Source organism: Micromonospora sp. NPDC049049, assembly GCF_040649115.1.
Lineage (GTDB): Bacteria > Actinomycetota > Actinomycetes > Mycobacteriales > Micromonosporaceae > Micromonospora.
Genome location: NZ_JBEZEX010000026.1, coordinates 1 through 22337, shown reverse-complemented (window position 1 = coordinate 22337; position 22337 = coordinate 1). Strand labels below are relative to the sequence as shown.

The following is a 22337-nucleotide window of genomic DNA, read 5'->3' as shown; positions in this document are numbered from 1 at the left end:
TCCCTATCGGACGCCGCTCAGCACCGCGCCGTCGTTGGCCATCGTCCCGCCAGCGAGCACCGCGCACTGGGCTGCCTGTAGCAGGGGGCCCGGGTCGACGCCGAGTTCCTCGGTGAGGATCCGCCGCCCCGCCTGGTAGACGTCGAGCGAGTCGGCCTGGCGACCCGAGCGACACAGCGCGATCATCAGCTGAGCCCGAAGCCGCTCCCGCAGCGGATACCGGGCGACCAGGCCGGTCAGCTCGCAGACCAGCCGGCCGTGCTCCCCGAGCAGGAGGTCGGCCTCCGCGCGGCCCTCCAGGGCCTCGAGCTGTAGCTCCTCCAGTCGTGGCCGTTCGGCTGCCGCCAAGTGGGAGGTGACGTCGGTGAGGGCGTCTCCGCGCCAGAGGAGCAGGGCGCGGCGCAGTTGCGGCGCGGCCCGTTCGGGATGCCCCTGGGCCAGCGCCTGCCGGCCTGCGGTCGTGAGGCGAAGGAATTCGGCGTAGTCGACCCGCAGGTGCTCACTGATCAGCCGGTAGCCCCGCCCGACCCGCAGCAGCGGCACCTCGCGGCCCAGCTCGCGACGCAGCCGGGAGGCGTACGTGTGCAGTTGTCCGATGGCAGTGGTGGGCGGCCGGCTGCCCCACAGCAGCTCACTGAGCCGGTCATCGCCAACCGCGCCGTCTCTGGCGAGCAAGAGGACGGCGAGCACCGTGCGGGGCTTGGTGCCCCCCAGGTCGCTCTCCCGCATGGTCGTGGTCTGGCCGCCGGACCGGTCGTCGACGCGCGCCCGCACTGGCCCTAGGATATTGATGTCCATATGTTCTTCCCCCGATTTGCGCACCACGGACCGTCACGCGTTGGCGTCCGTGATCGTTCTGCCGGCCACCGGGCGACATCGTTGTGAGCGGTGGCGTGCTCACGGTAGGTCGGCGATGGCAAGGGCAGTGGCCACGCCCGTGAGACACGCGCGTCCACTGTGGCGCGATTCGCGGTACATGTCAGGGCGGCTGGTCGGATCGGCGGGAAGGACGGTTGTGAGCAGGGGGCCGATCGGGTATGCCCGTCGGTGGGCGACACCGTCCTTGGTCGGCCGACCGCGGGTACCCTCTCCGGGATCCGTGTCACAGCCCCCTGGCCGGCCCGCAACGGGCTCTGGCGACGACCCGGCCGCAGGGGAGATTCGTCCGGTGTCAGGATGCCGGTCCCCGCACCGGGTGCGCACCCGTGGCCCGACATGCGGGAAGTGTTCGACATCCGACAGGAGTCCACCAGGCGGGCGGCGACGCTGATTCTGGTCGCCGGCTCACCGCATGGACGCCCTCACGGTCCGCGACAAGGATGCGGAGTGTGCGCTTAACCGGACAAGAGAATTCCTCCTGGCGCCCGTGGAATTCGGGGCACCGCAACTCGCTTGACTGGTGCCGTCCCCCGCGATTGGGTGGCGCCGTGAGTAAACTGTGGACCACCCCTGAGGACGACCCCAGGACCTTCGGTCAGCCTGTCGGCGAAAAGGCGACCTACCGGGAGTACCTCGGCAACTACCGTCTGACCATAGAAATGAAGTGCGACGGACTGGACGCCGAGCAGCTCGGCCGACGCTCGGTGCCGCCCAGCACCCTGAGCTTGCTCGGCCTGGTCCGCCATCTGGGTCAGATGGAGCACCAATGGTTCCAGCGTGTACTGCAAGGGCGGACCGACGCACCGTGCCTTTACCAGCACGAGGACGAGCCGGACTGGGACTTGGGGGGTGCGGTCCCCGATCCAGCGGTGGTGAAGGAAGCCTTCGCGATCTGGAAGGCCGAGATCGCCAAGGCCGACGAATGGCTCGATGCCCTTGAGGAGGCCGACCTGGGCCGCGAGGTGCCGGTCGACGGTGGCAGCCACGCCACGCGTGACGTGCTCCTCCATGTGATCGAGGAGTATGCGCGGCACGCTGGCCACGCCGACCTCCTGCGCGAGTGCATCGACGGGCGAACGGGCGTCTGACCCACCGGAGCGGTGGGTCACCACACCTGACTGACACAAGACGCGAAACGCGCTCCCATGTGTTGATGGTGCTTTGTGTGCGTCGGACAATTCGCGCCTGAACGAATGGGCCTGGCACCTGGAAAGGCCGGGACCGCAAACAGGCACCAACCCTCCTCGGTCGGCCGTAAGGTTGCCGAGAGACTGCCGTCGGGACATCTTCCACGCTGAAGGGGAGTCGGTCGCGATGCGGGAAATCAGTGACGAGTTCTTTTTGACTATGGCAGAAGTCTCCGCTGCTCTTGTCGGCACACTTCTCGTCGGAGTCTTCTTCTACCTCGACTCCGACCTGCACAAGAACCGCCAGGGCGCAGCCGCAGCCGACCGCTACATGCGCTCGGGAGTGCGGTGGATCTTCTTGGTGTCGGCCGTGCCGCTCATCGTGTCCCTCACACTCGCCGGCCTGGAGCCGTTCTGGGGTGCTCTCACCTTCATCGCGCTCTCGGTCGTGCTGGTTGCCCCGACTGCCAACACGACCTACCGCACAGTCGCTCGCGGCGCCTCGGCTATATCGACCGCGTTCGTTATCAACGAAGTCGCCACCACGGCTGCGGTCATCGTCCTTGTCACGCTGCCCTGGGTGCTTGGTGGCTGGGTGCCACCGCCATCTGCCTTCGTACCCTCGCTTCTGCTGGCCTTGGGATCCGGCTTCTTCAGCATCGTGGCGCTCGTCATGACTCTCTTCGGGCCGGCCCGGCAGGACGACACCCCTGCATAGCACCCACAGCGGCGTGGCTCGGGCAGCCCACCGACCACCCGGACGTCACTGTGCCTCGGTCGGCGCCCTTTCGCCCGTCAGCGAGGGTGGACCAGGCCGTTGTCGTACGCGAAGATCACCGCCTGGATCCGGTCGCGGGCGCCGATCTTGAACAGGACCCGTCCGACGTGCTTCTTCACTGTCGACTCGGTCAGCGTGAAGCGTTCGGCGATCTCGGTGTTGGTGGCGCCTTGGCCGATCGCCTCGAGCACCTCGCGCTCCCGCTCGCTCAACGTGCCCAGGCGGGGATCCTCGGACGTAGCCGGCGCCGATTCCTGCAGGTAGGCGTCCATCAGCTTGCGGGTCAGGCTGGGAGCGACCACCGAGTCGCCAGCAGCCACGGCGCGGATGGCCGCGATGAGCTCTTCGGGCCGGGCGTCCTTGAGCAGGAAGCCGCTCGCCCCGGCCCGCAACCCGGCATAGACGTATTCGTCCAGTTCGAAGGTGGTCAGGATCAGGACGCGGGTGCGTGAGCCGGCCGCCGTTATGCGGCGGGTCGCCTCGATGCCGTCCATGCCGGGCATGCGTACGTCCATCAGCACCACGTCAGGGCGGCTCTGGTCGATCATCCGGACCGCCTCGGCGCCGCCCGAGGCCTCGCCGACCACGGTCATTCCGGGGGTTCCATCGAGCAGCATCTTGAAACCCATGCGCTGCAGCGGCTGGTCGTCGGCGATCAGCACGGTTGTCATGTGGGCTCCTTGAGGACGACGTCGACCACCCAGCCGTGCTCGGCCGGGCCGGCGGTCACCACCCCGCCGTACATGGCCCCGCGCTCACGCATGCCGAGCAGACCGTGGCTCGGGGCGGCGGGGGCGCCCCGGCCGTTGTCGCGCACGCGGACCCGTACCTCTCCGTCGGAGACACTGAGACTCACGTCAGCGGTCGCGCCCCGTCCGGCGTGTTTGAGGATGTTGGTGAGCGCTTCCTGGACGATGCGGTAGACCGCGAGCTGCAGCCCCTTGCTGAGGGTGTGCAGCTCACCCGAGGTGGAGTAGGTGACTGGCAGCCCGGCTGCCCGCACGCTCGGCAGCAGCCGGTCAAGGTCGTCGATGTCGGGCTGCGGCCTCAGCTGCGGATCGGTGTCCTCCCCGCGCAGCACGCCCAGCACCCGGCGCAGCTCCGCGAGCGCCTGGCGGCCGGTTTCGCCGATCAGTCGGAGCGGTTCGGCGGTCTGCTCCTGCCGCGATCTGGCGAGGGCGGCGCTGCCGTCGGCGAGGCCGACGATCACCGACACGTGATGGCCGACGATGTCGTGCATCTCCCGGGCCACCCGGGCCCGCTCCTCAGCGACGGCCAGGCGGGCCTGCTGATCCCGTTCAATCTCGAGGCGGGCGGCCCGGTCCTCCAGGGCGATGAGGTACGCCCGGCGGGTGCGTACCGCGACGCCGGACGCGACCGCCGCCACTGTCGCCCCGAGAGCCAGCAACGACGTGAGGGTGCGGTTCTGCGTGACCGACCCGAACAGGTAGATCTCAGCGAGAAGCTGGGCCACCGTGATCCCGGACGCCCAGCCCAGCGACCGCCAGGTACCCCGGGAGGCCACCCCGAAGAGCACCACCAGCAGGATCACCCCGGCGCCGACGCTGATGCCCAGCCCGCTAAGGAGCAGGTCGGTGGCCACGGTGGCCAGGAACGCCGGGAACGGGTACCGCCGCCGCCAGTAGAGCGGTGGCAGCAGCACCAGCGTCGCGATGGTCGCCGACAGGGGTTTCTCGATGATGTTCGGGATGCTGAAGAGCACGATCGGGACGGCCGCCAGGGTGTCCGTGACCCACGGGTGGCGCCGGTCGAACGCCCGCAGCCGTGCCTGCCGGTCCACGAGCCATCCCTGCGTGCTCACCGCCCGAGTCTCCCTTACGCGTCGGTCTTCTTGAGCCGATAAGCGGCGGCAGCGAGCGTCACGACCACGTACCCGGCGAAGACCGCGAGACCGGCCCACGGACCCAGCGTGCCGTCCGTGGGAGTCAGTGCCATCACGGCGCCGCCCGCGTTGCTGGGAAGGTACGGGGTGACGGCATCGGCGATCGAGTCCGGCAGCAGCGGGGCCAGACCGGGCACGATCAACAGCAGACCGGCAAGGATCGTGATGGCGCCGGCGCTGGAGCGGACGAGCATGCCGAGCGCGACGCCGAGCACCGCGACCAGGCCGAGATAGACGCCGGCACCGATCAGGGCCCGCAGCACACCGTCGTCACCGAGGCCCAAGGCGTCGACCTTGTCGTTGAGTACGGCCGACCCTGCCGCGAAAGCGGCGAAAGCGCCGACGGTCATCGTGACGAAGGCGGCCAAGCCAGCCACGAGGCTCTTCGACCACAGCACCGGCAACCGGCGCGGCACCGCGGCGAGGGTCGCCCGGATCATGCCGGTGGTGTATTCGCTCGCACCCAGCAGCACGCCGAGCACACCGACGGACAGGGCGGCCAGGATGCTGCCAGACAGGATCAGGCCCACCGAGCTCATGTTGTCGCCCGAGAAGGACGCCGAGGCGATCATGCCGAAGGCGATCAGGAGGAAGACGGAGATGCCGGTCGTGATCCAGGTGGAGCGCAGGGAGGAGAACTTGGTCCATTCGGCGGCGACGACGCCACCAGGGGTGATCTTCATCGGGCGGCCTCGTATTCAACAGCGTCGCGGGTCAGGTCCATGAACGCCTCTTCCAGCGAGGCGTTCTGCGGGGTGAGCTCGAACAGCGGGATGCCGCGGGCGGCCGCGGCCAGCCCGATCACGCGGGCGGAGGCGCCGGCGACGAGCAGTTCCTCGGCACCTGTCGAGGTGACCGTGATGCCCGGGCCGGCAATCGTCGTGCGCAGTGCGTCCGGGGTGGGAGTGACGACCCGGACGCCCTCGGCGGTCACGAAGTCGGCCACGGTGGTGTCGGCCAGCAGCTTGCCCCGCCCGATGATGACCAGGTGGTCCGCGATCCGCGAGACCTCGCTCATCAGGTGCGAGGACAGCATCACGGTGCGGCCTTCAGCGGCCAGGCCGGTGAGCAGGTTGCGCACCCAGAGGACACCCTCGGGGTCGAGGCCGTTGACCGGCTCGTCGAGCATCACCACGGCCGGGTCGCCGAGCAGCGCGGCGGCGATGCCGAGCCGCTGGCCCATGCCGAGGGAGAATGCGCCGACCCGTTTGTGGGCGACGGCCGAGAGGCCGACCAGGTCGAGCACCTCGTCGACGCGTGAGCGCGGAATGCCGTTCGTCCGAGCCATGGAGAGAAGGTGGCTGACCGCCGTGCGACCCGGGTGCACGGCCTTGGCCTCGAGCAGAACGCCGATCTCGTGCAGCGGCGCCTTCGACGATGTGTAGGGCTTGCCGTTGACCAGCACGTCACCCGAGGTCGGCGCATCGAGACCGACGATCATCCGCATGGTCGTCGACTTGCCGGCGCCGTTGGGTCCGAGGAAGCCAGTGACCTGTCCGGGCTCCGCGGTGAATGACAGCTGGTCGACGACAGTCTTCGCGCCGTACCGCTTGGTTACCTCGCGTACCTGAATCATGCTCACCACGCTAGGTCTGGGCGCAGCCCTCATCGTGGTACCGCAGTCGGCTCTTCCGACCCGCCGGTGGTACCCAGGTTCTATCGGCCGTCGCCGTATCAGGCGCGGCGGATCGGCACCCGTTGCCACCAGGTGAGGCACCGCCAGAGCCATTCGAGCGGGCCGTGCCGGAACCAGCGCAGCCACAACACGCTGAAGATCGCCTGCACGACCCCGATCGCCAGACCCAGTCCGACGACGGCCGAGTAGGAGGACCGGGAGCCGATGTCGAGCAGCGCGTCACCGGCCACGATCAGGAACGACGCGGCGACGTAGTTGGTGAGCGCCACCCGACCGAGCGGCGACAGCAGCGCGCCGAGCGGCCGTCGCAGGGCGGTTCGCATCAGCAGCAGGAACCCGACGGTGAAGAGGAAGGCGAAGGCGAGGCCGGCCGGCAGGATGCGGTAGTTGGCGGTCGGGCCGACTCCGGCCCGGAACTGCAACCAGCCCATGACCGCGGCGACCGGCACCGCGACGGCGAGGGCGACCGCGAGGTGCCGGCCCCGCGCTGGCAGCGTGTCCGGGATGCCGTACTCCGCGATCGCCAGGCCGAGCAGGAAGAGCCCCGGGATGATGAAGACACCGTTGAAGGTCAGCGCGGCGGCGAGGGTCAACACGATGCCCAGCCCGAGCGCCCAGCGCCGGGACAGGTACGACGCCGGCAGGAGCACGACCAGCCCGAACGCGGCGTAGAACTTCAGCACCTCACCGGGCTGGATCACTGTGTGCAGCGCGCCGAAAAGACCCAGCCAGAGCAGCCGGCGCAGCAGCACCAGTCGGGGTCGGTCGGTGCGCCGAGCCGCCGTCCGCAGGAAGAGCGAGAAGCTGATCCCGAAGAGCAGCGAGAAGATCGGGAACGGTCGCTGGACGAAGAGCAGCTCCCAGAGGTACGCGCCGACGTGCTCACCGGCCGGCCCGGAAACCCGGGTCAGGTGGGTCATCTGGACGATGTTGAACATGACGATGCCGAGGAGCGCGAGCCCACGCAGCGCGTCAAGTTCGTCGATGCGGTGGGGCCCAGCCGGTTGCGCCACGGGATCGGTCGAGTGTGCCATCCGTCAATGCCACCGCAGTGGTGTCCGGTCGGGACAGGCCCGGAGGTCGCCTCCGCGACCTACCTTCGTCGCGTCCGCCGGTTCCTTCGTCGGTACTGCTGTTGCTCGCCGCGCCGATCCTGTCCGGCCCGGCTAACGTGCAACGCATGAGCGCGGTGGACCGCCGGAAGGTGCCGCCGCTCGCCGTCGACGTGCTGCTGGTCGTCGTAGCGGCGGCGGCCGGCGTGGCCCGTGAGGTCGCTTTCCCGAGCGCCGGGTCGAGGCATCTCCCGGCCCCCGTCTGGGTCTACGCGGTGGTGCAGGTCGCCGTGGCGGCCACCCTGCTGCTGCGTCGGCGCCGGCCGTACCCGATGGCTCTGGTCATCGCCGGCGTCAGCCTGCTGGTGCCGGCGTCGGCCGTCTTCCTCGTGCCGTACGCGGTGATCGTTCACGGCCGCGACCGCCGGCGGTCCTGGGCGGTGATCGCGGTGCTCGGGGTGTGCTGGCTGCTCGGCGCGCGGCTGTGGACGGTCGACGACCCGTTCAGCGGGCCCGGACTGCTGGCCATCTCCGCCCTGCTCGGCCTCTACGTGAGTGCCCGCCGCCGGCTCGTCGCGGAGCTGCTCGACCGCGCCGAACGCGCCGAGCAGGAGCGGCTGCTCCTTGCCGAGCAGGCCCGTAGCGACGAGCGGCTCCGGATTGCCGGCGAGATGCACGACGTGGTGACCCACCGGATCAACCTCATGGTGCTGCACGCCGGGGCGCTCGGCACCAGCACCACGGATCCCGCCGTTCGCAGCGCCGCCGAGGAGTTGCGGACGACGGGCTGCCAGGCGCTGGCCGAGTTGCGCGACCTGGTCGGAGTGCTGCGGCACGGCGACCCACCGACGATCCGCGTCGCGACGGAGGACCCGGCTGCGGAAGGCGACCTGCGCGATCTCGTGACGGACTCTCGCGCGGTCGGTCTGCCGGTCCGTCTCGACGAGGAGGGTGACCCGTCGGCGCTGGCACCGGCCATGCGGCGCACCCTCTTCCGGGTGGTGCAGGAATCGCTGACGAACGTGCACAAGCACGCGCCGGGCTCGCAGGTGACCGTGTCGATCCGCTATCAGCCGGATCTGGTCCGCGCGACAGTGACCAACGACCGGCCCGACCGTGCCCCCGACCCGGACCTCGCCGCCGCCGGCGGGGGCTGCGGTCTGGCCGGCCTGCGGAGTCGGGTCGACGTGCTGGGCGGCACCCTGGCCGCCGCGGCGACCCCGGAGGGCGGCTTCGTGGTGCGGGCGACCCTTCCCGGGTACGTGCCGCGATGATCCGGATCCTGCTCGTCGACGACGAACGGATGGTCTGCGCCTACCTGCGGACGATTCTCGAAGTGGCCCCCGACGTCGAGGTCGTCGGCGAGGCGTACGACGGCGCGGAGGCCGTGGAGGCGGTGACCCGGTACCGGCCGGACCTGGTTCTGATGGACCTGCGGATGCCGGGCGTCGACGGGCTCACCGCCATCGAGCACCTCAACCGGTCCTCGGCGCCACCGAGGATCGTCGCGCTGACCACGTTCGACCTCGACGAGTACGTGCTGCGGGCGATGCGGGCGGGTGCCGTCGGTTTCCTGCTCAAGTCGACGGCGCCGGAGGATCTCGTCAACCTGGTACGGGTCGCCGCCGCCGGGCACACGGTGCTGTCCCCGACCGCGACCCAGCGGCTGGTGTTGAGCCGGCACGGCGGAGAACGGGTCCGCGAGCTGGTCGCCACGCTCACCGCCCGGGAGGTCGAGGTCCTCGGCTGTCTCGGCGCCGGCCGCTCCAACCAGCAGATCGCCCGACGACTGTGCCTCTCCGAGGCGACGGTCAAGGGGTACGTCTCCCGACTGTTGGAGAAGCTCGGCTGCGACAACCGCACCCAGGCGGGCCTGCTGGCGCACCGGGCCGGCGTCCCGGCGAACTGAGAGCACGTCGTCGGGCAGCATGAACCGCGTCCAGCCGATCCGCCCGAGGCGACCGGGACCTGATCCGCGGTGCCCCCGGCGACATCACCTGAAGAGGTTGCCGGTGATGTCGGCGTAGAAGAGGGCGGGGTCGCCTGAGAGGGAGGCCTTGACGTTGGCGGTGGGCTTGTCGGCGATGACTTCGATCTTGCCCGCTTCCAGTCCGTCGAGGGCCTGGCTGACCACCTCGTGGGGCGCGAGCTTGGGGATGTCGATGCCGGCCATCATGTCCGTGTCGGCGATCGCCAGCGCCAGGGCGGTGACCAGGGTCTTCTGGCCGGCCAACTCGAGTCGGATGCCGTTCGTCAGGGACCACTCCGCAGCCTTGGAGGCGGCGTAGCCGTTGCTGCTGGGGGCGAAGGTGTACCAGCTCAGCGCCGAGATGACGTTGAGGATGGCGCCACCGGCCAGCCTCGGTGCGAAGGTGCGGGTGACGTTGAGGGTGCCCCAGAAGTTGGTGTCGAAGTCGTGGCGGATGTTGTCCAGGGAGGGGCCGAGCAGCGGGGCTTCGGTGGAGGTGCCGGCGTTGTTGATGAGGATGTTGAGGTCGCCCACCTTGCCTGCCGCGGCCTCGATGGACGCCGGATCGGTGATGTCCATCTGGAGGGCGACGGCACCGGGGATGTCGATGCTTTCCACGCGACGGGCGGTCGCGTAGACGGTGGCGCCGCGGGCCAGGAGTGCCTCGGCGAAGGCCTTGCCGAGCCCGCGGTTGGCACCGGTCACGAGAGCTGTTGAGCCGTTGATCTGCATGCCACCACGCTAAAACCTCACGCTAACGTGAGAGGCAAGTACTGCGAGGTGGATCACGGCCGGCACGGGCGGCGGCCGGCCCTCGGCAGCGCGATCGGGCGGCTCCCGCTGGCCCGGTTGGCACTGGTCTCAGTGCGACTCCGGCAGCGGGAGCATGGCCAGGGGCACATGGTGCTGCCCGGCGTGGATGTCGCGGTCGCGCAGGCTGCCCTGCGCCACGGGGCGCGGGAACGAAATCTTGACGACGTTCAGCGCCGGTATCCGGAAGATGCGGATGGCGTCAGCCGGTACGCCGTAGAGGCGGGCGATCAGCGAGGCGTCCAGGAAGCCCGGGTCGGCTACCACGGCGTACCCGGAAGTGTCGCGCATGAACAGCTCCATCGTCACCCAGAACGGGCCGGCGTTCTTCGACCGAACCTCCAGCGCGAGGTCGGCGACGGTGCGGGGGTGGGTGTTAGCGGGCATCGCTGTCCTCCGGGAGGTGGATGCGGAAGAGGCTGGTGGGCGAGTCCACGTCGACGACGTGGTTGAGGACGAACTCGTACGCTGCCCCGCGCTCGGTCTCTGCGGGGGAGTAGGGGAACGCCAGGCTGGGCAGGTAGTCCATGTCGGGCGTGGGCAGGTGCAGCATGAGCGGATTGGCGATCTTCGCGACGGCGGTGGCCGTCTGCTGATCCACGGCGCTGACCAGGAGCATCACGCCGACCTCCCGGGGTGTCCGCGTGTCCGGGTCCTTTGCCTCCAGCACGGCGTCGTAGCCGTACAGGCGAATGTCGAAGGCGTAGTCGTCGGCGCTGAGCCCGAGCGTCTGGGCGACCCGATCCTCGGTGACCCGGCGCAGCAGCTGCGCCCAGGTGGTGATCTGGCCGAGGATGTGCGGGTCGCGGATGGCGGTGAACGACATTGTCTCGTAGCCGGTGATCCGGGCCCCCTCAAGCTTGTTCGTGTACGGGGCCGGCTCGAACCGGGAGCCCTCCACCCGTACCCGCCGCTCGTCCAGGGCCCGGTAGGTGGCGTCGGCGACCATCAGCGTGCCGGCCGGTTCCCGCATCGAGAACGGGTCGGCGGTCTCGTAGAGCATGTGCGCCGCGACCGAGGTGGGCGTGCAGGCGACGGCCGGGTCGAGCGGCTCGATGGTGAAGCCGGTGGCGTCGATGGTGGCGAAGACACCGCTGGAGCGCGGGTTCGTGGTGCACTGCGCGCCGCACTCGATGATCTTGGCGGCGTGCCAGGTCGGGCCGGCCGGCATGCCGGCCATCAGCGGGAAGGCGGCGGCCAGGGCGGTGTCGGTGGCGCGCCCGGCCAGTACCACGTCGGCTCCGCCCGCCAGCGCCTCAGCGATCGGCTCGTGGCCCATCATCGCGACGATGTGCTGGCAGCTGTCCAACGTCGCCGGGTCGAGGTCGCCGGCCGGCGGGAGCGGGTGGATCCGGCCCTTGTCGAGATGGTCCTTGAGGTCGATGGCCCGCTGCTCGCTGTAGACGGTGGCGACCCGCAGGTCCAGCCCCTCCTCGGCCAGGATGCCGCGGGCGATCCCGGCGACCCAGTCCACGCCGGAGTCGGTGCCGCTGGTGCCGCACGAGCCGACGATCAGCGGAATGCGCGCCTTCGCCGCCGCCCGGAGCAGGAGGCGCAGGTCGCGGGCCACGGCCGCGGCGGTGGTCTTGGCCGTGCCGGTGCCCAGATAGTACGGGCCGGAGTCGGTGGACCCTCCGTCCACGGCGATGACGTCGGCACCGAGTTCCAGTCCACGGTCGACGATCTCGGGTGGGAATCCCGAGCCGAGCATGCCGGAGGGCACGAGAATGCGTACGCGGTCGCGGGTCACGGTTTCCTCATTTCGCGGGTACGAGCCGGTCATCCGACGGAGGTGGCCACGGCGCGGCCGGCCTGGCGGCCGGAGAAGAGGCAGCCGCCCAGGAAGGTGCCTTCCAGCGCGCGGTAGCCGTGCATGCCGCCACCGCCGAACCCACTGGCCTCGCCGGCGGCGTAGAGCCCGGGCACCGGCTGGCCGGTGGCGTCCAGCACCCGACCGTCGAGGTCGGTGTGCAGGCCGCCGAGGGTCTTGCGGGTGAGCACATGCAGGCGCACGGCGATCAGCGGCCCGGCCTTCGGGTCGAGGAACCGGTGCGGCGCCGCGGTCCGCATGAGCCGGTCGCCCCGGTAGTTTCGGAAGTTGCGGATGGCGGCGATCTGCATGTCCTTGGTGAAGCTGTTGGCCAGCTCCCGGTCGCGTGCCTCGATCGTGCGCTGGATGTCGAGCGGGTCCAGCAGAGGCTCGTCGGTGAGCGCGTTCATGCCCTTCACCAGCTCGTCCAGCCGGTTGGCCACGACGAAGTCGGCGCCCTGCCGCTTGAATGCCTCCACCGGTGCCGGTGCGCCGCCACGGAGGCGGCCGAGTACCTGTTTGACGCTGCGACCGGTCAGGTCCGGGTTCTGCTCCGAGCCGGAGAGCGCGAACTCCTTCTCGATGATCTTCTGGGTGAGGATGAACCAGCTGTGGTCGTGGCCGGTGGTGCGCAGGTGGGCGAGCGTGCCGAGGGTGTCGAACCCGGGGTAGAGCGGCACCGGCAGCCGTCGTCCGCGCGCATCGAGCCAGACGGAGGACGGCCCGGGCAGGATCCTGATGCCGTGCTTGTCCCAGATGGGGTTCCAGTTCTGGATGCCCTCGACGTAGTGCCACATCCGGTCGGGGTTGATCACCGCGCCACCGGCGTCCTGCGTGATGGTCAACATGCGGCCGTCCACGTGGGCAGGCACGCCGCTGATCATGTGTGTGGGCGGGGTGCCGAGGCGGGTGGGCCAGTTGCGGCGGACCAGGTCGTGGTTGCCGCCGATGCCGCCGGAGGTGACGATGACGGCTTGCGCGGTGTAGGCGAAGTCGCCGATCGCCTTCCGCGAGCTGGCGGTGCCGCGGGCGGCGTCGCTGGGCTCCAGGACGTGACCGCTGGCGCCCACCACCGCGCCGTCGCTCATTGTCAGCGCGTCGACCCGGTGCCGGAAGGCGAACCGGACGAGGCCGCGTTCGGCGGCCTCCCGCACGATCGCGATGAACGGTTCGAGCAGGCCCGGCCCGGTACCCCAGGTGACGTGGAAGCGGGGCACCGAGTTGCCGTGTCCGGTGGCGTCGTAGCCCCCGCGCTCGGCCCAGCCGACGATGGGGAACATCTTGACGCCGAGGCCCCGCAACCACGCGCGTTTCTCGCCGGCGGCAAAGTCGACGTACGCCTCGGCCCACCGCCGTGGCCACGCGTCCTCAGGGCGATCGAACCCGGCGCTGCCCTGCCAGTCCTGCCAGGCGAGTTCGGTTGAGTCGCGGATGCCCATCCGGCGCTGCTCGGGGGAATCGACCAGGAACAGGCCGCCGAACGACCAGAACGCCTGGCCGCCGAGGCTCTGCTCGGGCTCCTGGTCGAGCAGCAGGACGGATCGGCCGGCGGTGACGAGTTCGGCGGTGGCCACCAGCCCGGCGAGGCCTGCGCCGATCACCATCACGTCCGCGTCCGCTGTCCTGGTGGTCATGCCGGCTCCTTCAATTCGGTGAGCGAGTGGGCGGGCCGGCCGTCGAGGGCGGCGACGAGTTCCTTGGCACCCTCCATCCCTGCGGCCAGCCGGGCCTCGGCAGTCTGCCCGGCCATGTGCGAGTAGACAGTGATGCCGGCCACGCCGCGCAGGATGCTGTCGGCGGGCAGCGGCTCCACGTCCACCACGTCGAGGGCTGCGCCCGCCAGCCGGCCGGACCGGACCGCCTCGACCAGGGCGGCCTCGTCGACGAGCGGCCCGCGTGCGGTGTTGATCAGGTGTGCGCCCGGCTTCATCCGGGCCAGCGCCGCAGTGCCGATGAGGTGGCGCGTGAGCGGGGTCAGTGCGGTGTGGACGGACACGAAGTCGGCGTCGCGCAGCAACTTGTCGAGCGTGACCCGGGTGACCGGCGCGGGCAGGCTGCCGGTGCACAGCACCGTCATGCCGAAGACGGCGGCCAGCGGCGCCACCCGCTGGGCCACCGCGCCCCGCCCGATCAGGCCGAGCGTCTTGCCGCGCAGCTCCTGGCCGTCGGTGCGGGGCCAGCCGCCGGCGGCCACCCCGGCGGCCATCGGCACCAGGCACCTGGCCTGGGCGAGCAGCAACCCCATGGTGTACTCGGCCACCGCGTTGGCGTTGATCCCGGGAAGGTTGCTCACGCTGATCCCGAGCCGCCCGGCGGCGGCCACATCGACGGAGTCGTACCCCACTCCGGTACGCACGACGGCCCGCAGGTCCGATGCTTGGCGCAGCACCTCCGCGCTCATCGGCTCGTTGGCGATCAGCGCCCCCTCGACCCCGGCCAGGGCCGCGATCAGCTGCTCCGGCCGGCGTGGTCCCCGCATGGGGTCGTGCCGCGTCGTGAAGCCGAGCCCGGTCAGGTAGGTGTCCACCTCGTCGCCGGGGGTGAGGTAGTCAGTGGTGATGAGGATGGTCGACATCATTCGCTTCCGGTGAGGGTGACGGCCCGGTTTGCCCGGTGCGCACGCTGCAGGCGTTCGAGACGTACGACGACGAGCATGGCGAGTACGGCGAGCACGGCGATGTAGAGCAGCATCCCGTCCCAGCCGACCATGTCGATCACCGCGCCGATCAGGGCGGGGCCGCCGAAGCCGCCCAGGTACCAGGTGACCGCGTACAGGCCGGTGTAGGCCCCGAACACCCGGCTGGACGGCGCCAGGTTCCACAGCGCCACCGCCGCGTTGATCGTGAAGGCGGCGGCGCCGGCCGAGGCCACGCAGAACGCGACGACCGTACTGGTGGCGGTCTGTACGACGGCGCCTGCCGCCAGCGCGACGGCGAAGACGGTGATGCCCACGGCGATGATCCGCAGTCGTCCGAAGCGCTCGGCCAGCAGCGCGGCCGGATAGGCGGCAGCCACGTAGACGATGCCGCTGGGCAAGGTGAGCCCGCCCGCCTCGCCGCGGCTCAGGCCCAGCGCCTCCATGCCGTACGGGGTGATCAGCGACCGTGAGGCGAACCATGCCCCGCCGAAGAGCAGGACGGTCAGCAGCAGTAGGAGCCGGCGGCGGTCCTGGTCGGTGAACAGTCCGGCGACGATCTGCCGCAGCGGTTGGCTGACCGCGGCGGGACCGGCGGAGGCCTCCTCGGCCACCGCGGCCTGGTAGGCCGCCGACTGGCTGTCGCGCACGTTGGCCAGCAGCACGAACGTGGCGGCCAGCATGATCACCGACGGGATGACGAAGGCGGCCCTCGGATGCTCGTCCACCACGAGCAGGCTGATCAGCGACGCGACGATGATGGTCAGTGCGGTCGCGATCTTCACGACGGCGTTCGCCCGGCTGCGCCGTTGCGGGGGCAGGAAGTCCGGCACCAACGACTCCGCCAGCGGTCGTGTGGTGTTGGCGATCAGCGCGTAACAGAACATCACCACGACCAACGTGGCCAGCGACGTGGTCCACGGCAGGAGGACGAAGACCAGCGCGGCCAGGGGCATGCCCACCGCGAGGTACGGGATTCGCCGCCCCCACCGGGTCCGGGTGTTGTCGGACCGGTTGCCGATCCAGGGCTGGATGAAGATGCCCAGCAGGTTGTCCATCCCCATCAGCGCGCCCACGAGCGCCGCGCTCGTCACGTGCTCGCGCAGCAGCACGGGCACCTGATTGTCATAGAAGTTCCAGGTCGACTCCTGGGCGAAGAGTGCGAGGGCTATGAAGAACGTGATCCGCCGGTTGGACACACGTCCACCTCCTTGTGTCCCCGGTCACGGTAATTTGCTGTAGCAAACTCGTCAACAGTTGCAAACGAGCTTGCTATCTCATGCGCTAGAGTGCGTCCATGACGACAGCCGGGACGCTCGCCGATCAGGCGTACCGACAAGTCCGCACCGCGATCGCCAACGGCGAACTCGCCCCGGGAGAAAAAGTCACCGAGCGCGGCATGGCCGAGCGCCTCGCGGTCAGCCCGACACCGGTCCGCGAGGCCCTGCGCCGGCTGGAGCTCGACGGGCTGATCGAGCGGATCGGCCCGCGTACCGTGCTGGTCGCCGCCATTCGCGACGCCGCCATCGACGACCTCGCCGAGGTGGAGGTCGGCCTGCGTGGCCTCGTCGCCCGCTTCGCCGCCCGACACGCCACCGCCGAGCAGCTCGACGCGCTGGACGCCATTCTCGACCGCGCCGACGACCTGCTGATCCTCCTCAAGGAGCGGTCGGGGCAGGGCGGGCCGGTCGAGCGGCACCTCACCGAGCTGCTCGACAGCATGCAGCAGTTCAACGACACGGTGAGCGCCTGCGCACACAACCCGGTGCTGATCCGGATGCTCGAGCAGAGCCGCGTGTTCTCCCGCCCGCAGCGCCGCGAGCTGCTTCTGCAACGGGTGGCGGAGGACAACACGTTCGGCCTGGAGCGATACACCAGCCATCGGGCGCTGGTCCGGGCGCTCCGCGCGGGCGACTCCGCCGCCGCGGAACGCATCGCTATCGAGGACTCGCAGGGCGGCCTCGCAGCGCTTCGGGAGGTGCCGTGACCACGCACCGGATCGCCGTCATCCCCGGTGACGGCATCGGCAAGGAGGTCGTCCCGGCCGGCCTCGACGCGCTGCACGCCACGGCGAGTCGATTCGGCCTGACGCTCGACTTCGACAGCTTCGACTTCGCCAGCGCCGACTACTGGCAGCGGCACGGCGACATGCTGCCGCCCGATTGGGAACAGACGCTGCGTGGCTACGACGCCATCTACTTCGGCGCGGTGGGCTGGCCGGAGGTCGTACCCGACCATGTCTCGCTCTGGGGCAGCCTCCTGCGGTTCCGGCGGGTCTTCGACCAGTACGTGAACCTGCGCCCCTGCCGGCTCATGCCCGGCGTCCGCAGCCCCCTGGCCGGCCGGCTCCCGGGCGACATCGACTTCGTCGTCGTCCGGGAGAACACCGAGGGCGAGTACTCCAGCGTGGGTGGGCGGATCTTCGAGGGCACCGACCGGGAAACCGTCCTACAGGAGACGATCATGACGCGCGTCGGCGTCGACCGTGTCCTGCGCTTCGCCTTCGAGCTGGCCAACCGTCGCCCGAAACGGCACCTGACGTCCGCCACCAAGAGCAACGGCATCTCCATCTCCATGCCGTACTGGGACGAGCGGGTGGCCGCGATGGGCGAGCGGTTCTCCGACGTTCGCCTCGACAAGTTCCACATCGACGCGCTCGCGGCGCAGTTCGTGCTCCATCCGGAGTGGTTCGACGTGGTCGTGGCCAGCAACCTGTTCGGCGACATCCTCTCCGACCTCGGCCCGGCCTGCACCGGCACACTCGGCATCGCCCCGAGCGCCAACATCAACCCTGAGCGTGAGCACCCGAGCCTGTTCGAGCCCGTGCACGGCTCCGCACCCGACATCGCAGGGAAAGGTATCGCCAACCCGATCGGCCAGATCTGGTGCGGCTCGATGATGCTGGAGCACCTCGGCCATCCGGAGGCCGCCGCCCACCTGCTCGGCGCGGTCGAGGACGTCCTGGCGTACGGGCCCGGACACGCGCCTCTGACCCCCGACCTGCACGGCACCGGCACGACGGCGGAGCTGGGCCGAGCGATCGCCGAGAGGGTCAGCGAACGCCCGTCCGGCACCGCATGAGGTCGTCGTCCCGCTCCACCGGCTGACCGTAGTGGCCGGCGGTGCCCGACCACCCGGAAATCAGTCGCTCCACCACCTGACCCAGGCCGCCCGGTTCGAAAGATCGACCGGGACCGGCCGGTCAGGCGGTCATGCGGTCGACGGGGTGATGAGTTCATCGGCGACCCACCGCGCGACGCCAGCCGGGTAGGGCGCCGGCAGTGTGGCGGGTCAGCGGCAGGCGGACGCGTAGGCGTACGTCCGCCTGCCGTCTGGTCGCCGGCGTGCCGAGTGATCAGCGGCGGCGCAGCGCCGGCTCGAGCAGCGCGGGCGGGGTGTCGTTCTTCTCGTGGGCGGCGAGGTCGACGCCGGGAGCCACGATCGCGTCGATCGCGTCGAGCACGTCGGCCGAGAGCACCGTGTCCGCGGCGGCGAGCTGCGAGCTGAGGTGGTCCATCGTGCGGGGACCGATGATCGCGCTGGTGACGCCCGGGTGCGCGGTGACGAAGCCGAGCGCGAGCTGGATCATGCTGAGGCCGGCCTGGTCGGCAACCTTCGCGAGCTGCTCGACGGCGTCGAGCTTGGCGCGGTTGGCGGGGATGCTGACGTCGAAGCGATGCTGCATGAAGCCCGAGCGGTTCGTGCTGATCTCCTGGTCGGCGCGGATCGCCCCGGACAGCCAGCCCGACGCCAGTGGACTCCAGGCCAGCACGCCCATGCCGTACTCCTGGGTCGCGGGCAGGACGTGGGTCTCGATGCCACGCTGGAGGATCGAGTAGTTCGGCTGCTCGGTCACGTAACGGCTCAGACGGCCCTCGCGGGCGGCCCACTGCGCCTGCACGATGCGGTAGGCAGGGAAGGTCGAGGAGCCGAAGTAGCGGATCTTGCCCGCGCGTTGCAGGTCCGTCAGCGCCGACAGCGTCTCGTCGTCGCTGGTCGTCGGATCCCACCGGTGCATCTGGTAGAGGTCGACGTGGTCGACGCCGAGGCGGCGCAGGCTGTTCTCCAGCGCGGTGACCAGCCAGCGGCGGGAGCCGCCCCGCTGGTTGCGCTCGTCGCCCATCGGCAGCGTCGCCTTGGTGGCCAGGATGACGTCGTCGCGGCGGCCGGCGATGGCCTTGCCGACCATCTCCTCGGACTGGCCACCGCTGTAGGCGTCGGCGGTGTCGATGAGGTTGATTCCCGCATCGAGCGCGCCGTCGACGATGGCGGCGACGTCCTCCTGGGTGGTGTTGCCGATCTTGCCGAAGTTCATTGCGCCGAGTACGAGGGTGCTGACCTGCACACCAGTGCGTCCCAAGGTGCGGTACTGCATGACTGTTACTCCTCCAGGCGTTCAACGTCCACGGTTTGGTGGCAGCCCGCCCGGTTCAGCGTGACCGGCAACCGGAGCGGTGTTCCGGTAATCAACATACGGAACGCGGTTCCGGATGCCAAGGGGAGTGACGGAGGTAACGCGACGTAGCCGGCATCGACAGCAGCGCGGAGCAACCGCTCCCACGCCAGCGGGGCCGACGCCCGGCGCAACCTGAGACGGGGTGGTTTCGGATCGCCGATCTCACGCCGCCGTCCACAAGGCCCTTCTCAAACACGCTCTCGCGGGACCTCATCGGTTCATGCCCGGAACCTATTCGGTCGCGCAGGTGGCAGGCGAAGACTGAGCCGAGCGCGAAGAATGGATCCGCATCAGTGTCGCTCAGCATCGAGGTCTTGATGGTGATCCCGCCGGGGTGACACGGTCTCCTGCGCCCGGGTCAGCGGGCGACGGGTCCGCGGTGTCTGCGGGCCCCTGATCCCGGATGTCCGTCAGAACGGGTCACGCCCTCTGGCCTTGCCGATCAAGCCGAGGTGGGTGTGCTCGAATCCCTCGGCCGTCTTGAGGCCGTAGCCGAGGCCGCGATCGACGGCGATGTGAAACACCCAGGCAAGGGCCAGAATGCCGAGCCAGCCGATCTCATCGCCGAACCCGGCCGCGGCCACGGCCACCGCGCCCAGCGCAGCTGGCAGCGTGTAGGAGTGCGCCAGGTTGTAGCAGAAGGCCCCGAGGCGTGGCCCCCGCAGGTAGCCGAGCATTGACAGGTCGAAGACGAGGAAGAGGGCAAGCAGCGACCACCACGGGTACCCGGCGGTGACGGTCACGACGACAGCGAGAGCCGCGACGGCGAGGCCCTCGACGCGTTGCACTGCGACCGGACTCAGATAGGGCATCTCGCACCTCGATGTCACTCAGGGACACGGGTGGGTTGCCTTCCCGTCGCTGGCCTGACCTCGGACAGAGGATAGACCGGGAATGGCGACCCTCGTGCTCCGTTGGCTCCTGCGGTCCGAGGCCGAGCAGGCGAGCTGTCCTACGACGTTGCGCGTGATCCGCGTGGGCCGGTCCGGGTCTCGGCAACCCTGTCCACGAGTTCGTACTGCAGCGCTCCCGAGGGGCAGCGCTCCACCACTTCGGCCAGGCGCTCGGCCTCGGCGCCGTCGGGCCGGATCCACGGGCGCTGGCTGGTGTCGAAGACCTCCGGCAAGCCGCGGACGCACTCGGCGGCGTGCAGGCACCGCCTCGCCTCGAACGTGACAGTGATCTTCTGGCCCTCGTACGTCTTCTTTGCGGTTGCGCTGCTCATCGCGGCCTCCGTCGTCGCCATGCTCGGCCGTTCAGTCACTGACCCTGCTTCGGGCCTGATACACCAGGTCCTGGTACTCGGGGTGCCTGGCGATCCACCCCGCGATGAACGGGCAGGTGGCCAGGACCAGCAGGTTCGCGGCGCGCGCCTCGTCGAGGGCGGCGCGGGCCAGTGCCGCCCCGACTCCCTTGCCCTCGTACGCCGGCGAGACCTCGGTGTGTACGAACGCGACGAGTTCCGCGGTACGGATGTACTGCGCGACGCCCGCGACCGTCGACTCGCCGTCGAGGCGAGCCTCATATCGCCTGGCCTCGGGGACATCGATCACTTCTACTGCCATGGGTCCTCCCTCTGTCTTTGCTTTCGGGCACAGCCGTCCTCGCGGTGGAGCGCGGTGATCCCACCGTCACCACCCCAGTGTCCGGCAGCGGTCGGCCGCGACCAGTGACACCGCGTCACGTGCGCTGATGACACGGCATCACTGGCGGTTCGGCTGGGTACGCGTTTCACGGACGCCTGTCCACCAACCTGTCGTCGAAGTCCCGGATCTACGTCCGGGCGAGGCGCTCGCAGCGCCTGGGTGACCTGCGTCCCAACCCCTTGCCGAAACGCGCCGCTGAGTTGAAGGTTCAACTCAGAACTCGTATCCGCGAGCAACGGAAGGGCATGTCATGACCACGCAACTAACAGGCCGTAGCTACCGCTTCGACCTGGGCGACCTGAAGGTGCGGTTCACCTTTGATTCGCCGACCCAGGGCAGCTTCATCGTGGTGCAGGGCGCGGGGCTCGCGCCCGATGGTCACGCTGAAACGGTGGCTCTGAACCTGCAGAAAATCCGTGAAGGCGTCTACCTGAACTCCTGGACCGAGGCGAGCGGGGCCACCGTTACGCACCTGGAGGACTTCGAGAACGGGACGGTCTATTCCAACGTGACCGTCGGCGGCAAGCTCTACAGCTTCGTCGGAACGATCAAGGAGGCCTGAACATGACCCAGCACCCCGTCACTCAAGGCGATCAGGCGCAGCGGAACACCGAAATCGTGCTCACCGCAATGCGAGAGCTGTTCGCGGAAGAGGACCTCACCGCGATCGACCGATACTGGGCCGAGCCGTACGTCCAGCACAGCCCGCGGATGCCCAACGGGCTTGACACCTTGCGCAGTGTCGTCCCAGGGCTGGAGGGCTTCTCCTGGGAACCGCAGCGGGTCGCCGCTCAGGGCGATCTGGTCTTCACCCACAGCATCGTCCATGGCTGGGCCCCGAACCCGGTGGCCATTGTCGACATCTTCCGGCTGGAGAACGGACGCATCGTGGAACACTGGGACGTCGTTCAGGACATTGTCGCCGCCGAAGCCTCCGCCAGCGGCAACGCCATGGTGTAGGGGCGCGGAAGGTCGACATGCCGGTGCGTCGACGCAAAAATGACACCGTGACAAAGCGACGTGACGACGACCTCGACCGGGCCACAATATGGCAGGACTTCGTGCTGGCGGCCCACCTCCTCGAGGTCGCGCTGGAACGGCAATCTCAGCGCGACGGCAACATCTCGCACGGGCATTTCAAGTTGCTGGTCCTGCTCAACGCTGCGGAAAATCAGACCCTGGGCCTGAAAGCGCTCGCCGGCATGCTGCGCTTTTCGCCCAGCCGCGTCAGCCATACGCTGAACGTCCTGGAACGCCAGGGTCTCGTCACCCGGGGTCGTGTCCCAACGGGTCGACGTGCGTACGAAGCCACCTTGACCTCGCAAGGTCGGTTGCTCGTGGTGCGTGTGCTACGCGCGCAGCGCGCAGAAATTCGAGACGTCCTCTTCGACAGCCTGGGCGCGGCTGATGCCGCCGCCCTCGGCAGGATCAGCGCGCGTGTTGTTCGAGTTTTCGACGAGGCAGAAGCCTAGAACGGTCTCGGGCGACCGCACACTCGGGGGCCACCCCGTGTCACGTCCGCCGGCTCCGAGATCCACAGGATCTCGGAGCCCGCGGTGCACCACCGGCCCCCCGCGCACACCCGGCGCCACCCCCCCGCCCGGCCCCAAAAGCGAGACCCCCCGGTTGTGGATAG

The 22337-nt window shown here is 69.6% G+C and carries 25 protein-coding genes; 9 read left to right on the top strand and 16 right to left on the bottom strand.

The genetic code is table 11. The annotated features are described in order from the left end of the window. Positions 1 to 3 precede the first annotated feature (3 nt). Complete coding sequence (locus AB0B68_RS23975) at positions 4 to 774, bottom strand: AfsR/SARP family transcriptional regulator (RefSeq protein ID WP_357201919.1); 771 nt, start codon at positions 772 to 774, stop codon at positions 4 to 6. Positions 775 to 1427: 653 nt separating this feature from the next. Between AB0B68_RS23975 and AB0B68_RS23970 the strand changes: the two genes are divergently transcribed. Both AB0B68_RS23970 and AB0B68_RS23965 read left to right on the top strand, forming a co-directional pair. Beyond that, positions 1428 to 1967, top strand: a complete 540-nt coding sequence (locus AB0B68_RS23970) for a DinB family protein (RefSeq protein ID WP_357201922.1) — start codon at positions 1428 to 1430, stop codon at positions 1965 to 1967. Positions 1968 to 2193: 226 nt separating this feature from the next. Continuing rightward, a complete protein-coding gene (locus AB0B68_RS23965) occupies positions 2194 to 2724 on the top strand; it encodes a hypothetical protein (RefSeq protein WP_357201925.1) in 531 nt (176 codons plus the stop codon). A 77-nt stretch (positions 2725 to 2801) separates the two neighbouring features. Here the strand turns inward: AB0B68_RS23965 and AB0B68_RS23960 are convergent, their stop codons facing one another. The 5 genes from AB0B68_RS23960 to AB0B68_RS23940 form a co-directional block, all read right to left on the bottom strand. After that, on the bottom strand, positions 2802 to 3455 hold the full coding sequence (locus AB0B68_RS23960) for a response regulator transcription factor (RefSeq protein WP_357201928.1): 654 nt from the start codon (positions 3453 to 3455) through the stop codon (positions 2802 to 2804). Further along, positions 3452 to 4606, bottom strand: coding sequence for a sensor histidine kinase (locus AB0B68_RS23955; protein ID WP_357201931.1), 1155 nt, complete (start codon positions 4604 to 4606; stop codon positions 3452 to 3454). The genes AB0B68_RS23960 and AB0B68_RS23955 overlap by 4 nt, the downstream gene beginning before the upstream one ends. Before the next feature lie 14 nt (positions 4607 to 4620). Further along, on the bottom strand, positions 4621 to 5370 hold the full coding sequence (locus tag AB0B68_RS23950; protein ID WP_357201934.1) for an ABC transporter permease: 750 nt from the start codon (positions 5368 to 5370) through the stop codon (positions 4621 to 4623). Next, positions 5367 to 6263, bottom strand: coding sequence for an ABC transporter ATP-binding protein (locus AB0B68_RS23945; protein ID WP_357201990.1), 897 nt, complete (start codon positions 6261 to 6263; stop codon positions 5367 to 5369). Before AB0B68_RS23945 ends, AB0B68_RS23950 begins: the two co-directional genes overlap by 4 nt. 98 nt (positions 6264 to 6361) lie before the next feature. Further along, the gene (locus AB0B68_RS23940) at positions 6362 to 7357 is read right to left on the bottom strand and encodes a DUF418 domain-containing protein (protein WP_357262770.1); all 996 of its coding nucleotides are present in this window, start codon (positions 7355 to 7357) and stop codon (positions 6362 to 6364) included. Between the two features lie 146 nt (positions 7358 to 7503). On the opposite strand from AB0B68_RS23940, the gene AB0B68_RS23935 reads away from it, so the two are divergent. Beyond that, a complete protein-coding gene (locus AB0B68_RS23935; protein WP_357201940.1) occupies positions 7504 to 8649 on the top strand; it encodes a histidine kinase in 1146 nt (381 codons plus the stop codon). Beyond that, the gene (locus tag AB0B68_RS23930; protein WP_357201943.1) at positions 8646 to 9284 is read left to right on the top strand and encodes a response regulator transcription factor; all 639 of its coding nucleotides are present in this window, start codon (positions 8646 to 8648) and stop codon (positions 9282 to 9284) included. The genes AB0B68_RS23935 and AB0B68_RS23930 overlap by 4 nt, the downstream gene beginning before the upstream one ends. Before the next feature lie 84 nt (positions 9285 to 9368). On the opposite strand, the gene AB0B68_RS23925 is transcribed toward AB0B68_RS23930, so the two are convergent. From AB0B68_RS23925 to AB0B68_RS23900, 6 genes are all read right to left on the bottom strand, one after another. After that, positions 9369 to 10076 (bottom strand): SDR family oxidoreductase, encoded by a 708-nt coding sequence (locus AB0B68_RS23925; protein ID WP_357201946.1) that lies wholly within the window; start codon positions 10074 to 10076, stop codon positions 9369 to 9371. Between the two features lie 129 nt (positions 10077 to 10205). Next, positions 10206 to 10541 carry a DUF4387 domain-containing protein gene (locus AB0B68_RS23920; protein WP_357201949.1) on the bottom strand — a complete coding sequence of 112 codons (336 nt, stop codon included), beginning with the start codon at positions 10539 to 10541 and terminating at the stop codon, positions 10206 to 10208. Then, complete coding sequence (locus AB0B68_RS23915) at positions 10531 to 11904, bottom strand: acyclic terpene utilization AtuA family protein (RefSeq protein WP_357262767.1); 1374 nt, start codon at positions 11902 to 11904, stop codon at positions 10531 to 10533. Before AB0B68_RS23915 ends, AB0B68_RS23920 begins: the two co-directional genes overlap by 11 nt. A 29-nt stretch (positions 11905 to 11933) precedes the next feature. After that, on the bottom strand, positions 11934 to 13598 hold the full coding sequence (locus tag AB0B68_RS23910) for an FAD-binding dehydrogenase (protein ID WP_357262764.1): 1665 nt from the start codon (positions 13596 to 13598) through the stop codon (positions 11934 to 11936). Continuing rightward, on the bottom strand, positions 13595 to 14539 hold the full coding sequence (locus AB0B68_RS23905; RefSeq protein ID WP_357201958.1) for an NAD(P)-dependent oxidoreductase: 945 nt from the start codon (positions 14537 to 14539) through the stop codon (positions 13595 to 13597). Before AB0B68_RS23905 ends, AB0B68_RS23910 begins: the two co-directional genes overlap by 4 nt. After that, a complete protein-coding gene (locus AB0B68_RS23900; RefSeq protein WP_357201961.1) occupies positions 14539 to 15798 on the bottom strand; it encodes an MFS transporter in 1260 nt (419 codons plus the stop codon). The genes AB0B68_RS23905 and AB0B68_RS23900 overlap by 1 nt, the downstream gene beginning before the upstream one ends. Before the next feature lie 98 nt (positions 15799 to 15896). Here AB0B68_RS23900 and AB0B68_RS23895 point away from each other — a divergent pair, with 98 nt between their 5' ends. Together AB0B68_RS23895 and AB0B68_RS23890 are read left to right on the top strand one after the other, a co-directional pair. Next, positions 15897 to 16586 carry a GntR family transcriptional regulator gene (locus tag AB0B68_RS23895; RefSeq protein ID WP_357201964.1) on the top strand — a complete coding sequence of 230 codons (690 nt, stop codon included), beginning with the start codon at positions 15897 to 15899 and terminating at the stop codon, positions 16584 to 16586. Beyond that, a complete protein-coding gene (locus AB0B68_RS23890; RefSeq protein ID WP_357262761.1) occupies positions 16583 to 17680 on the top strand; it encodes a tartrate dehydrogenase in 1098 nt (365 codons plus the stop codon). Before AB0B68_RS23895 ends, AB0B68_RS23890 begins: the two co-directional genes overlap by 4 nt. A gap of 274 nt (positions 17681 to 17954) precedes the next feature. On the opposite strand, the gene AB0B68_RS23885 is transcribed toward AB0B68_RS23890, so the two are convergent. The 4 genes from AB0B68_RS23885 to AB0B68_RS23870 all read right to left on the bottom strand — a co-directional run bounded on the left by AB0B68_RS23885 (position 17955) and on the right by AB0B68_RS23870 (position 20620). Beyond that, positions 17955 to 18974 carry an aldo/keto reductase gene (locus tag AB0B68_RS23885; RefSeq protein ID WP_357262758.1) on the bottom strand — a complete coding sequence of 340 codons (1020 nt, stop codon included), beginning with the start codon at positions 18972 to 18974 and terminating at the stop codon, positions 17955 to 17957. A 491-nt stretch (positions 18975 to 19465) separates the two neighbouring features. Then, on the bottom strand, positions 19466 to 19867 hold the full coding sequence (locus AB0B68_RS23880) for a DUF4260 domain-containing protein (protein ID WP_357201973.1): 402 nt from the start codon (positions 19865 to 19867) through the stop codon (positions 19466 to 19468). A gap of 140 nt (positions 19868 to 20007) precedes the next feature. Next, positions 20008 to 20280 carry a (4Fe-4S)-binding protein gene (locus AB0B68_RS23875; protein WP_357201976.1) on the bottom strand — a complete coding sequence of 91 codons (273 nt, stop codon included), beginning with the start codon at positions 20278 to 20280 and terminating at the stop codon, positions 20008 to 20010. A gap of 31 nt (positions 20281 to 20311) precedes the next feature. Then, a complete protein-coding gene (locus tag AB0B68_RS23870) occupies positions 20312 to 20620 on the bottom strand; it encodes a GNAT family N-acetyltransferase (RefSeq protein WP_357262755.1) in 309 nt (102 codons plus the stop codon). A gap of 331 nt (positions 20621 to 20951) precedes the next feature. Between AB0B68_RS23870 and AB0B68_RS23865 the strand changes: the two genes are divergently transcribed. The 3 genes from AB0B68_RS23865 to AB0B68_RS23855 are packed head-to-tail and all read left to right on the top strand — an operon-like array spanning position 20952 to position 22173. Continuing rightward, the gene (locus AB0B68_RS23865; protein WP_357262752.1) at positions 20952 to 21263 is read left to right on the top strand and encodes a hypothetical protein; all 312 of its coding nucleotides are present in this window, start codon (positions 20952 to 20954) and stop codon (positions 21261 to 21263) included. Between the two features lie 2 nt (positions 21264 to 21265). Further along, positions 21266 to 21661, top strand: a complete 396-nt coding sequence (locus AB0B68_RS23860) for a nuclear transport factor 2 family protein (protein ID WP_357262749.1) — start codon at positions 21266 to 21268, stop codon at positions 21659 to 21661. A 47-nt stretch (positions 21662 to 21708) separates the two neighbouring features. Beyond that, entirely contained in the window at positions 21709 to 22173 is a 465-nt protein-coding gene (locus tag AB0B68_RS23855; protein WP_357201988.1) for a MarR family transcriptional regulator, read from the top strand. Positions 22174 to 22337: the final 164 nt, after the last annotated feature.